This window comes from Rhodocaloribacter litoris (assembly GCF_011682235.2).
Lineage (GTDB): Bacteria > Bacteroidota > Rhodothermia > Rhodothermales > ISCAR-4553 > Rhodocaloribacter > Rhodocaloribacter litoris.
This window is the reverse complement of sequence record NZ_CP076718.1, coordinates 3,729,215-3,743,834: the sequence shown is the minus strand read 5'-3', so window position 1 is coordinate 3,743,834 and position 14,620 is coordinate 3,729,215. Positions and strand designations below refer to the sequence as shown.

12 protein-coding genes are annotated in these 14,620 nt (G+C 66.8%); 4 read left to right on the top strand and 8 right to left on the bottom strand.

From position 1 onward, the window contains the following. Nucleotides 1-272 precede the first annotated feature (272 nt). The 4 genes from corA to GQ464_RS15500 all read left to right on the top strand — a co-directional run bounded on the left by corA (nucleotide 273) and on the right by GQ464_RS15500 (nucleotide 4,144). Nucleotides 273-1,334 (top strand): magnesium/cobalt transporter CorA, encoded by a 1,062-nt coding sequence (gene corA, locus GQ464_RS15515; protein ID WP_166977144.1) that lies wholly within the window; start codon nucleotides 273-275, stop codon nucleotides 1,332-1,334. A 34-nt stretch (nucleotides 1,335-1,368) separates the two neighbouring features. Then, a complete protein-coding gene (locus GQ464_RS15510; protein WP_166977146.1) occupies nucleotides 1,369-2,232 on the top strand; it encodes a mechanosensitive ion channel family protein in 864 nt (287 codons plus the stop codon). A gap of 40 nt (nucleotides 2,233-2,272) precedes the next feature. Then, entirely contained in the window at nucleotides 2,273-3,364 is a 1,092-nt protein-coding gene (locus tag GQ464_RS15505) for a mechanosensitive ion channel family protein (RefSeq protein ID WP_228350350.1), read from the top strand. An 87-nt stretch (nucleotides 3,365-3,451) separates the two neighbouring features. Beyond that, entirely contained in the window at nucleotides 3,452-4,144 is a 693-nt protein-coding gene (locus GQ464_RS15500) for a TIGR04283 family arsenosugar biosynthesis glycosyltransferase (protein ID WP_166977148.1), read from the top strand. 68 nt (nucleotides 4,145-4,212) lie between these two features. Here the strand turns inward: GQ464_RS15500 and GQ464_RS19120 are convergent, their stop codons facing one another. The 8 genes from GQ464_RS19120 to rpsO all read right to left on the bottom strand — a co-directional run bounded on the left by GQ464_RS19120 (nucleotide 4,213) and on the right by rpsO (nucleotide 14,558). Beyond that, the gene (locus tag GQ464_RS19120) at nucleotides 4,213-6,858 is read right to left on the bottom strand and encodes an IMP dehydrogenase (RefSeq protein ID WP_228350349.1); all 2,646 of its coding nucleotides are present in this window, start codon (nucleotides 6,856-6,858) and stop codon (nucleotides 4,213-4,215) included. A 58-nt stretch (nucleotides 6,859-6,916) separates the two neighbouring features. Further along, nucleotides 6,917-7,702: a pseudouridine synthase gene (locus tag GQ464_RS15490; RefSeq protein ID WP_228350348.1), complete on the bottom strand. Its 786-nt coding sequence runs from the start codon at nucleotides 7,700-7,702 to the stop codon at nucleotides 6,917-6,919. A gap of 39 nt (nucleotides 7,703-7,741) precedes the next feature. Further along, nucleotides 7,742-8,446 (bottom strand): SMC-Scp complex subunit ScpB, encoded by a 705-nt coding sequence (scpB, locus tag GQ464_RS15485; RefSeq protein WP_228350347.1) that lies wholly within the window; start codon nucleotides 8,444-8,446, stop codon nucleotides 7,742-7,744. Nucleotides 8,447-8,512: 66 nt separating this feature from the next. Beyond that, on the bottom strand, nucleotides 8,513-9,271 hold the full coding sequence (locus GQ464_RS15480) for a segregation and condensation protein A (RefSeq protein ID WP_166977150.1): 759 nt from the start codon (nucleotides 9,269-9,271) through the stop codon (nucleotides 8,513-8,515). A gap of 105 nt (nucleotides 9,272-9,376) precedes the next feature. Further along, entirely contained in the window at nucleotides 9,377-10,309 is a 933-nt protein-coding gene (locus tag GQ464_RS15475; protein ID WP_166977152.1) for an NAD-dependent epimerase/dehydratase family protein, read from the bottom strand. Nucleotides 10,310-10,352: 43 nt separating this feature from the next. Beyond that, the gene (locus GQ464_RS15470) at nucleotides 10,353-11,618 is read right to left on the bottom strand and encodes a M16 family metallopeptidase (protein WP_166977154.1); all 1,266 of its coding nucleotides are present in this window, start codon (nucleotides 11,616-11,618) and stop codon (nucleotides 10,353-10,355) included. Between the two features lie 185 nt (nucleotides 11,619-11,803). Beyond that, a complete protein-coding gene (gene pnp, locus GQ464_RS15465) occupies nucleotides 11,804-14,092 on the bottom strand; it encodes a polyribonucleotide nucleotidyltransferase (protein WP_166977156.1) in 2,289 nt (762 codons plus the stop codon). A gap of 199 nt (nucleotides 14,093-14,291) precedes the next feature. Beyond that, nucleotides 14,292-14,558 carry a 30S ribosomal protein S15 gene (gene rpsO, locus GQ464_RS15460; protein ID WP_166977158.1) on the bottom strand — a complete coding sequence of 89 codons (267 nt, stop codon included), beginning with the start codon at nucleotides 14,556-14,558 and terminating at the stop codon, nucleotides 14,292-14,294. Nucleotides 14,559-14,620: the final 62 nt, after the last annotated feature.

Genomic DNA, 14,620 nt, shown 5'->3' with positions numbered 1-14,620 from the left:
CGGCTTCAATTCATCCTATGATAAAGTCATATTATCTCTTTATGAGCAAATTAAAACACCTACCCTCTCCTGTCAAGACGGGCACGGATTTTTTTCAGGCCGGCAGCAAGCACCTATCCCTCCTGATTCCCCGACAGGCGTAGCGAGGCGACCCTGGCCCCATACCCGGGCCCCGGTTCCACCGGCCGGATTGGGATTCAGCCCGAACGCCCGTAATTTAAGCCCGGCCTTCCGGTCGCTCGTCCCGTCGTTCATCCTCCTCTCCGGTTGCCATGCCCCGTTACCTCAAAAAACGCTCGAAGAAACTCGGGTTGCCGCCCGGTACCCTGGTCCCGCTCGAAGAGCGAACCGAACCGGTCACCTTCCAGGTGTTCGACTACGGGCCCGACACCTTCGCGGAACACACGTTCTCCCGGGTCGACGAGGTCCTCGCCTACCGGGACTCTCCCACCGTGACCTGGATCAACGTGGACGGGGTGCACGACGTGGAGGTGATCCGCCGGCTCGGTGAGCACTTTGGCCTCCACCCCCTCGTTCAGGAGGACATCGCCAGCACGGAACAGCGGCCGAAGGTGGAGCCCTACGAGGACTACCTCTTCATCGTCGTCCGGATGCTTCGCTTCAACCCGGCCCGGCAACAGCTCGACGCGGAGCAGGTGAGCCTGATCGTGGGGACGGGCTACGTCCTCTCGTTTCAGGAACGGCCCGGGGATGTGCTGGACCCCGTCCGCCACCGCCTGCGCAACGGGCTCGGGCGCCTGCGGCGGAACGGTGCCGACTACCTGGCCTATGCCCTCCTCGACGTCATCGTCGACCACTACTTCGTCGCCCTCGAGCAACTCAGCGAGCGTATCGAGGAGCTGGAGGAAGACGTCCTCCGCGACCCCTCCCTGCCGACCCAGCAACACATCCGCGACCTGCGCCGCGAACTGATCCTCATGCGCCGTTCGGTCTGGCCCCTGCGCGAGCTCTTTCTGGGCCTCGAACGCATCGAGGCGCCCCTCATCCGGGACGAAACCCGGCCCTTCCTCCGGGATGCCTATGACCACAGCATCCAGGTGATCGACATCGTCGAATCGCTCCGTGAGATCCTGGCCGGACTCATGGACCTCTACCTCTCGAGCCTGAGCAACCGGATGAACGAGGTCATGAAGTTTCTGACCATCATGGGCACGATCTTCATCCCGCTCACGTTCATTGCCGGCATCTACGGCATGAACTTCGACTACATGCCGGAACTGCACTTCAAGTACGGGTACCCGCTCGTCATGGCCTTCATGCTCGGCGTAGGGCTTGCCCTCGTCGTATATTTCCGCCGCAAGCGCTGGCTCTGACGCCGCCCGTTCCACCAATCCGTGGTCCACGCGCATGGACGCCTTCCTTTCGGGCATTCTCGCCCGGCTCCGGTCCTATTTCGAGCCCGCCACGCTGGGTGAGAAGCTGGTGACCCTCGCGGCCGACCTGATCGTGGCCGCCATCGTCTTCCTGGCCTTTTACCTGCTCTGGCGCCTGCTGAACCGGCTGCTCGATCCGGTTCTGCGCCGGACCCACCTCGATGCCACGGCCCGCTCGTTCGTCGAGACGGTCTTGAAGTACGCCCTGCTGCTGTTCGGCCTCGTGCATGCGCTGGCCGTCGTCGGAATCAACACCGCCTCCCTGGTGGCCAGCCTCGGCATCGCCGGGCTGACGATCGGCTTCGCCGCCCGCGACGCGCTCTCGAACACCATCTCCGGCCTGTTCATTTTCTGGGACCGGCCCTTCGTCCTCGGGGACCTGATCGAGGTGGGTGACAAGTACGGACGGGTCGATCGCATTACCCTGCGCTCTACGCGCGTCGTCACGCCCGATGGCAAGATGCTGGCCATTCCCAACACGGAAATCCTGAACTCGACGGTGGCTTCCTACACCAACTTCCCCCACCTCCGCGTCGAGGTCGAGGTGACCGTCGGCAACCGGGAGAACATCGGGCGGGTGCGGCAGCTCCTGCTCGAGCTCGTCCGCAACGACCCCGACTACCTCGACGACCCGCCTCCCCGGGTGGTGGTCACGGCCCTCAACGACTACAATGTAGCCCTGTCGCTGCAAGCCTGGGTCCGTGACGAGCGCCGCCATGTGGAGAAACGGTTCGCCCTGCGGGAAGCCGTCTTCGAGACGCTGACCGCCGCCGGCGTTGACATGCCCTACGAGACGCTCTCCCTGACCCCGATCGAGATCCGGCAGGCAGACCGGTAAGCGATCCCGAAGTCCCCTGCCTCCTTCTATCCCTGCTCCCATGCCCCAGGTCAGTCCCCTTACCCGGATGATCCCCCGGCAGGCCGCGCCGGACACGCTGCAGGCCGCCCCGGACACCACCGCCGTCGATACCCTCTCGTTCATCGAACACCTCCGGTCGGACTCGACGCTCCTCCGCCTCGCCGACCCCGCCTCGTTCGGCACGTTCGTCGACGAACTGAAGGCGATCCTCCTGGATGCCGCGCTGTGGGTGGGCCTGCTGGTCCACCTGCTGCACATCCTGCTCATCTTCTTCCTGACCTTCCTCACCATCCGCCTGCTCGACAAGATGGTGCGCCGCTGGATCCACCGGTTCGAGGAGTTGCCCGCCCTGCACCCCCGGCGCCAGCGCGCCACGACCATCGGCAACCTGATCTCCTCGGCGGCGCGGTACATCCTCTGGCCCATCGCCATCATCATGATGCTGAGCGAACTGCGGGTGGACGTGGGCGCGCTCATCGCCACGGCCGGCATCGCGGGCCTGGCCATCGGCTTCGGCGCCCAGACGCTCGTCAAGGACATGATCAGCGGCATCTTCCTCCTCTTCGACGACACCATCCACGTCGGCGACATGGTCAAGATCGGCGCCGACAGCGGCACGGTCGAGCACATCGGCGTGCGACTGATCAAGGTGCGCAAGTTCGACGGCGAGGTGCTCATGATCCCGGCCGGCGAGCTCCGCATCTTCGGTAACCGGAGCATCGACTTTGCGCGGGTGATCGTCGAGGTCGGCGTCTCCTACGAGCAGGACCTCGACACCATCCTGCCGGTCATCGAGCGGGTGGCGAACGAATGGGCCGCCGAGCGGCGCGAGATCCTCAAGGAGGAAAAGCCGACCGTGCAGGCGATCATGAGCTTCGGCGAGTCGTCGGTCAACGTCCGGGTCGTGGTGCAGGTGATCCCCGGCGAGCAGTTCCAGGCCGAGCGGGACCTGCGGCTGATGCTGAAACGCACCTTCGACGAGCTCGGCATCGAGATCCCCTTCCCGCGCCGCACCCTCTACGTGCGCGAGGAGAAAGAGACCCCGCCCCGCCGCGTCGTGGACCCGCACCGCCCCTCTCCCCCGGAAACGGATGTGCCGGAGACAGACTGAAAACCGTTTGAACGTGTAACGTTTGACGTTGAACGTGTAACGTTACACGTTCGATGTTGAACGCGGCATGACTGTCCGAACATCCCCATGCGCGTTTCCGTCGTCATTCCGGCGCTCAACGAGGCGGCCTACATCGGGCGCACGCTCGAAGCGCTGGCGCAGGAGACTGAGCCCAAAGAGATCCTCGTGGTGGACGGCGGCTCCACGGACGCCACGACCGCACGGGCCGAGCGGCATGGCGCCCGGGTGCTTACCGGCCCGCGCGGGCGCGGACGCCAGATGAACGCCGGCGCGGCCCGGGCCTCGGGCGAGGTGCTCTTCTTCCTGCACGCCGATACGCTCCCACCACCCGGTGCCCTTGCCCTCATCCGGCAGACCCTCGCCGACCCGTCCGCCGAGGCCGGCGCCTTCCGCCTGGCCTTCGACCACCCTACCCCCCTGCTCCGCTTCTATGGCTTCTGCACCCGGCTGCCCTGGCCCGCCATCTGCTTCGGCGACCGGAGCCTGTTCGTCCGGCGCCCCGTCTTCGAAGCCCTCGGCGGGTTCTCCGAGGCGCCGCTCTTCGAAGACCTCGACCTCGTCCGGCGCCTCCACCGCCGCGGCGGGTTCCGCTTCCGCCCCGAGCACGTCGTGACAGCGGCCCGGCGGTTCGAGGCACACGGCGCACTCCGGCAGCAGCTCCGCAACCTGCGCCTCTGGCTCCACTTCCTGCGCGGCACCGATCCCCACCGGCTCGCGCACCTCTACCCCTACCCGGAGACGCCCACCGAAGCAGGTTGATCACGCGTGGCGCACCACGTGGGACGCAGGGGAGGCGAGCGACCTCACACGACCCACCATGCCCCTCCTCAATCCCAGGGTTTGGAGCTATAGTTCGGCGCCTCCTTCGTGATGTGGACGTTGTGCGGGTGGCTCTCGCGCACGCCCGACTGCGTCACGCGGACGAACCGGGCCTTCTCATACAGTTCCTCAATGGTGGCACAGCCACAGTAGCCCATCGCCGCCCGCAGGCCGCCGAGCATCTGGTAGACGACCTCGTGCAGGGTGCCGCCGTAGGGCACGCGTCCCTCGATGCCTTCGGGCACGAGCTTCTTGATGTCGTCCTCCACGTCCTGAAAGTAGCGGTCCTTGCTGCCGGCCTGCATGGCCCCGAGCGACCCCATGCCGCGATAGCTCTTGTACTTTCGTCCTTCGAACAGGATAGTCTCGCCCGGGCTCTCCTCGACGCGGGCAAAGAGCCCGCCGATCATGACGCTGCTGGCCCCGGCGGCCAGCGCCTTCGGGATGTCGCCCGTGTGCTTGATGCCGCCGTCGGCGATGATGGGGATTCCGTGCGGACGGGCCGCCCGCGCACACTCCATCACGGCCGTGAGCTGCGGCACGCCAACGCCGGCCACGATCCGGGTGGTGCAAATCGAGTTGTGCACGATCGCGTTGTCGGCGATGAAGCTGTGGGTGGGGCAATCCACCTCGATGTCATAGACCGGCACCGCCACCCCCAGTCGCCGCGCCTCCAGTTTCTTGACGATCTGGAATCCCCGGACCCGGCGCCGGGCATGCGACACGTTGAGCCGGGAACGCATGCTCGGCCGGCACCGATCCTCCGCGACCCCGTCCAGTCCACCGGCCGTGGCCGCCTCGGTCCGGCTGTTGGGGAAACTGCCCGTTACCATGAAGCAGAGCACGTTGAACAGCTCGACCAGGCGGGGCGAGGTGTTGCGGAAACAGAGCCGCCCATCGCCACTTACATGGCCGCCGCTCGCCACCAGGCCGTCGAGGAGCCCCTGCAGGTAGTCCGGGTTGGTGCACAGATACGCCGGCGGCAGGTGCTTCTCGTTCCGCTTGCCGAAAGAGGCCAGCAGCCGTGCCCAGGGCAAGGAATAGAGATGCAGGCTGATGACGTTCTTCTTCCCGCCGTCCCACCGGGGACGCACCCCGACGACCTGCTCCACACAGTCGGAAAGCTTCTCGGCCAGGTCGTATTCCTCCGAACCGAAATACCAGGAAACACGGCCGATCTCGCTGTTGCGTGAGGGGGCGATGAAGGCGTGCCCGTCGCCCAGGAACGTGCCGAAGAGGAAACCCAGCTCGTAACTGTCCGGGATCCGGGTATGGTACCGGTCCAGTTGGCGCTCCTTGCGTGTGGCGAACGCCTTCAAATCGATGGAAAAGTGTTCCGGCAGTTCAAACCGGATCCGCTCCGGGAGGAGGAACGTGACGCGCTCGGCGGCCCCCACCTCCTGCCAGGAAAGTTTAGAGCCGCCCCGTTTCGTGGTCTTTTGCAACACGGCCGCATAGCCCTTGCTGGCAACGGTGGATTCCGCCACCGAAGTCAGGTCGCCGACATAGTACCGGTGATCCGGTGTCACGATGGTTTCGCGGTACGAGGCCGTGTGCCGGACGGCCATGACCTCCCGGATGCCCGTACACCAGGCCCGCCGGACGGTGACCGGCTGGCCGTGCATGTTGATCACGCGGTCGCCCGGGCGGATGTCTTCGATGTTCTTGTACGTGGCGTCGGCCATCAGCACGCGGGTGCCGGCGGCGAAGCAGCCGGGACCTATGCCGACCTTCACGGCGTCCACGCCGGCTTCGATCAGGTCTTCGGTGGCCTCGGCCGTGGCGACGTTGCCGGCGATGAGGTCGAGCGTCGGGAAGCGCTCGCGGACGCGGCGGACCGTCCGGAGCACGCCCTCGGAGTGGCCGTGGGCCGTATCGACCACGACGAAGTCCACGCCGGCCCCGACGAGCGCCTCGACGCGGTCGAGCACGTCGGCCGTCACGCCGACGGCGGCCCCCACCCGGAGCCGCCCATGTTCGTCCTTACAGGCGTTCGGAAACTGGCGTTTCTTCTGGATGTCCTTGAACGTGATGAGCCCGCGCAGGCGGCCCGCCTCGTCCACCACCGGCAGCTTCTCGATCTTGTGCTGTTGCAGCAGCGCCTCCGCCTTTTCCAGGGTCGTGCCGACGGGGGCCGTGACGAGGTGGTCCTTCGTCATCACGTCGGCGAGGCGGGCGGAGCCATCCATCTGGAAGCGCAGGTCCCGGTTGGTAACGATCCCGACGAGGCGCCTGTCGGCGTCCACGATGGGGATGCCGCCGATGGAATAGCGGGCCATCTGGGCGCGGGCGGCCTGCACCGTGTCGTCCGGCGAGAGGGTGATCGGGTCGAGGATCATGCCGCTCTCGCTCCGCTTGACGCGGCGCACCTCGGCGGCCTGCCGCTCGACGGTCATGTTCTTGTGGAGCACCCCGACGCCCCCTTCCCGGGCGATGGCGATGGCCATCCGGGCCTCGGTGACGGTGTCCATGGCGGCCGAGACGAGGGGAGCGTTCAGCCGGATGTTGCGGGTGAGCCAGGTTTCGATGGAGACCTCGCGCGGCATCACGGCGGAGCGGCCCGGCACCAGGAGCACATCGTCGTAGGTCAGCCCTTCCCCCCAGATCTTGTCCGTGACGGCTCCGTTGTCGGAACGGGTAAGCGGCGTTTGCATCGTTCTGCCTTTTCTCGAAGTTTGACGTTTGAACGCCCCCGGGGGATCGTTCGCGGTTTCAGGGTTTGAGCTTCACCAGGCGGTAGAGCCGACGCACCTCCTTTTCCTGAAGCCGTCGCCACCGTCCCCGGCGCACGCCGGCGGTGGTCAGCCCCGCATACGCCACGCGTTCGAGCTGGACGACCTCGTGCCCGAGTGCTTCGAACATGCGGCGCACCTGGCGGTTGCGGCCCTCGTGGATCATCAGCCCGACCTCATGGGGTGCGTCCGGCGCCACATACGCCACGCGGTCTGCCCGGGCGAGGCCGTCCTCGAGCTCGATGCCCTGCCGGAGCCGGTCGAGCTCGTGCGGTTTGACGGGTTCCTTCGTCCGCACGCGGTAAATCTTCTCGACCCCGTAGCGAGGGTGCATCAGCCGGTGCGCGAGTTCGCCGTCGTTCGTCAGCAAAAGCACACCGGTGGTGTTGCGATCCAGGCGTCCCACGGGAAAGAGGGCGTCCCGTTCCTCCGGGGGCAGGTCGAGGAGGTCGAGCACGGTGGTGCGTCCCCGCTCGTCGTCGGTGGTGGTGAGGGTATCTTTGGGTTTGTTGAGCAGGAGGTAGGTGAAGGGGCGGGGGGAGATCCGCCGGCCGCCCACCGTCACCTCGTCGCCTTCGTGGAGGCGCACCCCCAGCTCGGTGACGACCTCGCCGTTGACCTTCACGCGCCCGGCCCGGATCAGCTCGTCGGCCTTGCGGCGGGAGCACACGCCGGCCCGGGCGATGTACCGGTTCAGGCGCATTCCCTCCACCGTCGGGGTACGGGACGGCGGTCCGGAAGGCCGGCTTCGTCGTGGCTTCGCCATGGCGGGTTCCGAAAGCGGCTGATACAAGAAAACCCCGGCTCAGGCGTCCGAGGCTTCGTCTTTCTCTCCGGTCGGTGTCTGCCCTGCTTCGGCACCGTCGAGAAGCCCTTTTTCCATCAACAGGCGGGCCCGTTCGCGGTTGAAGGCCGGATCGTTCAGTAACTCCTCAACCTCGCGCAGGTTCGGCAGTTCATCGAGACTTCGGAGACCGAACTGTTCGAGGAAGGCGGGGGTGGTACCGTAGAGCAGCGGCCGCCCGACGGCCTCGCTGCGGCCGACGACGTCGACCAGGTTGAGTTCGAGCAGGCGCCGGAGGGCATAGTCGGAGTCCACGCCGCGCACGTAGTCGACCTCCGGTTTGGTGGTGGGTTGCCGGTAGGCGACGACGGCGAGCGTCTCCATGAGCGAGCGCGAGAGCCGCCGGGGTTGCTGCCCGGCAAAGAGGGCCCGCAGGAACGGGGCCACCTCCGGCACCGTGGCCATCCGGAAGCCGCCCGCCCACGTGTGGATGCGCAGCGTGCGCTCGGTGTCCTCATACGCCGCGTTGAGCCGGGCCACGGCCGCCGCAATCTCCTCCTCGGACGGCCGGGGCAGGCCGGTCACCTCGGCATACACGTCGGCGATCCGCCGGGCCGGCAGCGGCTCGTCGGCGGCGAAAATCATGGCCTCGCACACCCGCTCCAGGCTGCGTGCCCTCGGTACGTCTTCTCCGTCCTCGACCACCCCGTTCGGCATGTGCTCCATGTTCCACCGTGCGTGCTGTGTGTGGCGGCGCCGTATCCGTTTCGAAGGTTCGGTTTCCCCGGCCGGTCACCCGGTTTCGTGGCCGCCGCCCGGCGCCCCGTTGACCGCGGGCACCGGACCGGACCGCTCAAGATAAAAATCGTCCGTCGCGGCCACATAGAGGGACAGGTGCCCCTGGCGGGCCAGTTCGAGCACGGCCAGAAACGTGGCGATGATGAACGCCCGGGTACGACCGGCCACCAGCCGGACGAACGACACCCGCTGCCCCGAAAACACCTGTGCGAGCACGAAGGCCGACTGTTCCTCGATGGTGTACTCCTCCCGCCGGACCTGATGCACGGGCTCCTCGGACGGGCGGGTCAGGATCCGCCGCAGGGCCGAAACGAGGTCGTAGACGCTGTTCTCCAGCAAGGCTTCCGAGGGATCCGGGCGCTCGCCGTCCCGCACCTCTGCCGCCCGTCCCCGCGTGAACAGCTCGGCGCGGACCTCGTGCCGGCCGGCCAGGGCCTGCGCCGCCTCCTTGAACCGGATGTATTCGAGCAGGCGCTCGACGAGTTCCCGCCGGGGATCGAGGGGCTCGCCCTCCTCGTCCACCTCCGGCGACGGCAACAGCATCCGCGCTTTGATGCCGATCAGCAGCGCCGCCATGTAGAGGAAATCCCCGACGCCGTCGAGGTCGATCTCCTCCAGCAGGCGCACGTAGGCGAGAAACTCGTCGGCGATCTGCGCGATGGGGATGTCGTAGATGTCCAGTTCATCCCGGCGGATGAAGAAGAGCAACAGGTCCAGCGGACCTTCAAACTGTTGCAGATGGACGCGATACATCGCGCACGGGGCTCGTCTGCGCTGGCGTGATCAGGGCGGGAATGGGGTTTCCCGCTTCCAGGTTCCGGGTTGCCGTCTCCCCGGGCCGGAACCTGCAACCGTCCCCTACGCGGCCCGGCGTTTCCGGAACCATTCGACCGTCCGGCGCAGGCCTTCCTCCAGCGTCACCTGCGGAGTCCAGTCCAGCTCTTGCCGTGCCCGCGCGTAGCCGAGGACGCTGCGCCGCTGCTCACCCGGCTTGGCGGGGGCGTGCTGTTCCGGCACCGACGGGTCGATCAGGGCGCGCAGGGCACGGAACAGCTCCACCACGTTCGTCTCCACCCCGGTCCCGACGTTGAAGATGCCGGAACCGTCATAGGCGAGAGCGGCCAGGTTGGCCCGCACGACGTCGCCCACATACACGTAGTCCCGTGTCTGCAGGCCGTCGCCGTTGATGACGGGTGCGCGGCCGGCGAGCATCCGCTCCGTGAAGATCGCTACGACGCCGGCTTCCCCGTGGGGGTTCTGGCGCGGGCCATAGACGTTCGCGTACCGCAGCGACACGTAGTCGATGCCGTACTGCGCCCGGTAGAAGAAGAGGTACTTTTCCGTACAGAGCTTGGTGATGCCGTAGGGGGAGAGCGGCCGGAGCGGGTGGGCCTCGTCCTGCGGGACGTAGTCCGGCTCGCCGTAGATGGCACCGCCGGTGGAGGCGAAGATCACTTTTTTCAGCCCGTGTTCCCGCCCGGCCTCCATGAGGTTGAGAAAGCCCAGCAGGTTCACGTCGGCGTCGAAGCGGGGGTCGGCCACGGACCGGCGGACGTCCATCTGGGCGGCATGGTGGCACAGCACGTCGTAGCGTTCCCGGCGCACCACGGCGGCGGCCTCGTCCGAGCGGATGTCCAGGCGATGCACGACGGCGCCTTCGGGCACGTTTTCCTCCCGCCCGCCCGAGAAGTCGTCCATCACGTGGACCTCGTGTCCCTCCGCGCGGAAGGCGTCGGCCACGTGCGAGCCGATGAACCCGGCCCCACCGGTGACGAGGATCTTGTGCTTCATGGTCATGCGGTCTGGGATGAAGGTTTGCAGGGGGGAGCCGGTCTCAGCGGGGCTTGCCGGGCAGGAGGACGGCGCTGGAGAAGCGCTCGGGGTCGAAGAGCTCCTGGGCCACCTCCAGCACGTCCTCGCGCGTGACGGCGTCCACCTGTTCGAGGATCTCGTCGAGGGAGAAATAGCGGCCGTAGTAGAGTTCCTGCCTTCCGAGGCGCATCATCCGGCTGCCCATGCTTTCGAGCCCGAGCATGATGGAGCCCTTGACCTGGCTGACGGCCTGGGTGAGGGTCCGCCGGCTCACGGGATGCTGGGCGAGGCGATCAAGCTCCCGGAAGATGAGCTTCCGGGCCCGCTCCACCTTGGTCTCGTCCGTGCCCATGTACACCCCGAAGTCCCCCGTGTCCGAGTGCAGGTTGAGGAAGGAGTAGATGTTGTAGCAATAGCCGTACTTTTCCCGGATGTTCTGGTTGAGCCGGCTGGACATGCCGCCGCCGAGGATGGTGTTGAGGACGGAGAGCGCGGCCCGGCGCGGGTGATGCACGTCGTAGGCCGGCAGGCCGATGACGAGGTGGGCCTGATGCATGGCCCGCTCTTCGACGAGATGGGTGGGGGCATAGCCGTTGACCGGCTGGCGTTCGAAGGCGGCCGGCCCCCGTTCGGCACGGGCGAAGGCTTTCTCGACGTACCGCACGAGGCGGTCGTGGTCCACGTGCCCGGCCACGGCCACCACCATGCGGTCGGGGGTGTAGTGGGTGTGGAGGTAGTGGAAGAGCTGCTCGCGCGTGAACGAGGTCACCGTCTCCGGGAAGCCGATGACGGGCCGGCCCATCGGATGCCGGCCATAGAGGGCCGCCTCGAAGCGGTCGAAGACGAAATCCTCGGGCGTGTCCTCGTACATCTTCATCTCTTCGAGCACCACGTCCTTCTCCTTTTCCAGCTCCCGTTCGGGGAAGGTGGGATGGAGCACGAGGTCGCACACCGTGTCGACGGCGCGGTCGAGGTGCTCGTCGAGGGCCCGGGCGTAGTAGCAGGTGTACTCCTTGCCCGTGAAGGCATTCAGGTACCCGCCGACGGCCTCCATGCGCTGGGCGATCTGGTGCATGCGCCGGTGGGCCGTTCCTTTGAAGACCATGTGCTCGATGAAATGGCTGATGCCACTCTCGGAGGCCGCCTCGTCCCGGCTTCCGGTGAAGACCCAGATGCCGACCGAGACGGACCGCACCGACGGGATGGTCTCGCTCACGACGCGCACGCCGTTGGCCAGGACCGTCTTTTGAAACTTCGGGAAGGGAGCGGGCTGCGCCTTGCCTTTCATACGCACACCAGAAGAAAGCACAAGGCGAGAGCGGAGGGGCTCCCGCCTTGTTCAGAGCGATGACCGGCGCGTACACGCCGGATGCCGCACGCAGGCGGCACGATCCGGGGTTGGCTCGCGGGCAGGTTGCCTGTCGAGCGGGCTTTAACCCCGGCACCGGGAGGAGGTTCGGAGGAGGTCGCGGATCAATGGCGTCGTCCACCGCGGCCGCCGTCGCGCCCGCCCCATCGTCCGTCCCGTCCTCCCCCGCGGCCGTGGCGTCCCCCGTCGCGGCCACCGCGGCCGCCGCGGCCGCCGTTGCGGGACTCGCGGGACTCGTCGTAGCCTTCGGGCTTGGGCAGGAACGGTTTCCGGCTGAAGCGGAGCTTGCCGTCGTCCCGCACCTCGATGAGTTGCACCTGCACCTTGTCGCCCACCTGCAGGTGATCCTCCACCCGTTCGACGTAACCGTAGTCGAGTTCGGAGACGTGCAGCAGCCCCTCCTTGCCCGGGAGGATCTCGATGATGGCGCCGAAGGGTTCGATCTTGCGCACCGTGCCGACGTACGTCTCCCCGGCCTCGGGCACCGTCACGATGGCCTTGATCATCTCGATGGCGGCGCGGGCGTTCTCTTCCCGGGTGGCCGCCACCGTCACGATCCCGACGCCGTCCTCCTCGGTGATGTCGATGGTCGTGTTCGTGTCACGCTGGATGCCCTGGATGATCTTGCCGCCGGGGCCGATGACGGCGCCGATGAAGCTGGCATCGATGGTGATCTGGGTCAGGCGCGGGGCGTAGGGCGACAGGTCCGGGCGCGGGCGGTCGAGCACGCTGTCCATGATGTCGAGGATGTGATGGCGGCCGGCCCGGGCCTGCTTCAGGGCCTGCAGCAGGATCTCCCGCGAGAGCCCGCCGATCTTGATGTCCATCTGGCAGGCGGTGATGCCGTCCCGCGTACCGGTGACCTTGAAGTCCATGTCCCCGAGGTGGTCCTCGGTGCCCAGGATGTCGCTGAGCACGGCGGTCCGCCGGCCGTCGCTGATGAGGCCCATGGCAATGCCGGCCACCGCCTTCCGGATCGGCACGCCGGCGTCCATGAGCGCCAGCGAACCCGCACACACGCTCGCCATCGACGAGGAGCCGTTGGACTCGAGCACGTCGGCGTTGACGCGGATCGTGTAGGGGAACTCCTCCTCGGGCGGCAGTTGCGAGACGAGGGCCCGCTCGGCCAGCATCCCGTGCCCGATCTCCCGGCGGCTGGCGCCCCGGAGGAACTTGACCTCACCGGTGCAGAAGGGCGGGAAGTTGTAGTGGAGGTAGAACCGCCGGTCGGTGGTATCGAAGATCTGGTCGACGGCCTGCACGTCCTTCTTCGTCCCCAGCGTGACCGAAGCCAGCACCTGCGTCTCGCCGCGGGTGAAGATGGCCGACCCGTGCACGCGGGGCAGGTAGCCGACCTCGGCCCAGATGTCACGGATCTCGTCGAGGCGGCGCCCGTCGAGGCGGCGGTGCTCGGCGAGGATCATCTCGCGCATCGTCTCCTTCTCGACCAGGGCGACGGCGCTTTTGATCTGGGCGAGCGTCCACCCCTCCGGGGTCGCCTCGGCCCGTACCTGGCCCGTCTCGGGATCGTCCCGGCCCAGCAACGCCGTGACGGCCTCCTCCTTGATCGTGTCGATGCCGCCGTAGAAGGAGGCCTTGTCGTAGGGTGCCCGGACGTGCTCCGCCATGCGGGGGCCGATCAGGGCACGGACCCGCTCGATGAGCTCCGGCGGCGTGACGACGGGCTCGTACGGGAACGGCTCCGGCACCCCGTGCTCGGCCACGAAATCGCGCTGTCCCCGGCAGAGGATGCGGATGGCCTGGTGCGCCACGTCCAGCGCCTCGACCATCTCCTCCTCGCTGATCTCCTGCATCTCGCCCTCGACCATCACCAGGGCCTCCTCCTTGCCGGCCACCACCAGGTCGATGTCGCTCTCTTCGAGTTGCTGGATCGTAGGGTTGACGATGAATTCTCCGTTGACGCGCCCCACCCGTACCTCGGCGACGGGACCGTCGAACGGCGCCCCGGCCAGCAGCAACGCCGCCGAGGCACCGACGCCCGCCAGCACGTCGGCATCGTTCTCCGGGTCGGCCGAGATCACGTAGATGATGACCTGCACCTCGTTGTAGAACCCGTCCGGGAAAAGCGGGCGCAGCGCGCGGTCCACCAGGCGGGAGGAGAGCACCTCCTTGTCGGTCGGGCGGCCTTCGCGCTTGATGAAACCGCCCGGGATCTTGCCCCCGGCGGAAAACTTCTCACGGTAGTCGACGGTCAGGGGGAAGAAATCCTGCCCCTCCCGTGTTTCTTTGGCGATGACGGCGGTGCAGAGCACCATCGTATCCCCCAGCCGGGCGACAACGGCCCCGTTCGCCTGCTTGGCAAGCCGGCCCGTCTCCAGCGTGATGGTCTTCCCCGGCGCGAACTCGATTTCGCGAATGGTTGTCTTCGACATCTTCCTTCCGTTCAAACGTCTGAGTGATGTTTCCCTTTCTCCTGCGCAACGCCACGCCGGCATCGGTTACACGATGCGAAACGGCCTGCGGTTCACCGGCCCGTGGCCTTCTCCACGTACCCGCCCGCACGGCGGCGCCCTGCGGAAGCGGCCCTAGCAAAACGGCATCCCCGGACCCGAGGATGCCGCTCCCCAACCGCTACTTGCGGATACCCAGTTTCTCGATAATGGCACGGTACCGTTCGATGTCCCGGTCCATCAGATAGTTGAGCAACCGGCGGCGCTTGCCGACGAGCTTCAGCAACCCGCGCCGCGTCGAGTGGTCTTTGGGATGCTTGTTCAGGTGTTCGGTCAGCTCATTGATGCGGTGCGTAAAGATGGCGATCTGAACCTCGGCGGTGCCGGTGTCCCGCTCATTCTTTCCGTACGCCTTGATGAGCTCCTGCTTGGTTTCTTTGTCGATCATGATAAGGTGGCTCCTCTTTAGATTGATACCATCGTAAAGAAGAAAGCGCCGGGCGCGGCCCG

Coding starts and splice junctions, on each gene's coding strand:
- GQ464_RS15500 (WP_166977148.1), top strand. CDS start 3,452: ATGCGCGTTTCCGTCGTCATTCCGGCGCTCAACGAGGCGGCCTACATC.
- GQ464_RS19120 (WP_228350349.1), bottom strand. CDS start 6,858: ATGCAAACGCCGCTTACCCGTTCCGACAACGGAGCCGTCACGGACAAG.
- GQ464_RS15480 (WP_166977150.1), bottom strand. CDS start 9,271: ATGTATCGCGTCCATCTGCAACAGTTTGAAGGTCCGCTGGACCTGTTG.
- GQ464_RS15510 (WP_166977146.1), top strand. CDS start 1,369: ATGGACGCCTTCCTTTCGGGCATTCTCGCCCGGCTCCGGTCCTATTTC.
- scpB (WP_228350347.1), bottom strand. CDS start 8,446: ATGGAGCACATGCCGAACGGGGTGGTCGAGGACGGAGAAGACGTACCG.
- GQ464_RS15490 (WP_228350348.1), bottom strand. CDS start 7,702: ATGGCGAAGCCACGACGAAGCCGGCCTTCCGGACCGCCGTCCCGTACC.
- pnp (WP_166977156.1), bottom strand. CDS start 14,092: ATGTCGAAGACAACCATTCGCGAAATCGAGTTCGCGCCGGGGAAGACC.
- GQ464_RS15505 (WP_228350350.1), top strand. CDS start 2,273: ATGCCCCAGGTCAGTCCCCTTACCCGGATGATCCCCCGGCAGGCCGCG.
- rpsO (WP_166977158.1), bottom strand. CDS start 14,558: ATGATCGACAAAGAAACCAAGCAGGAGCTCATCAAGGCGTACGGAAAG.
- GQ464_RS15475 (WP_166977152.1), bottom strand. CDS start 10,309: ATGAAGCACAAGATCCTCGTCACCGGTGGGGCCGGGTTCATCGGCTCG.
- corA (WP_166977144.1), top strand. CDS start 273: ATGCCCCGTTACCTCAAAAAACGCTCGAAGAAACTCGGGTTGCCGCCC.
- GQ464_RS15470 (WP_166977154.1), bottom strand. CDS start 11,618: ATGAAAGGCAAGGCGCAGCCCGCTCCCTTCCCGAAGTTTCAAAAGACG.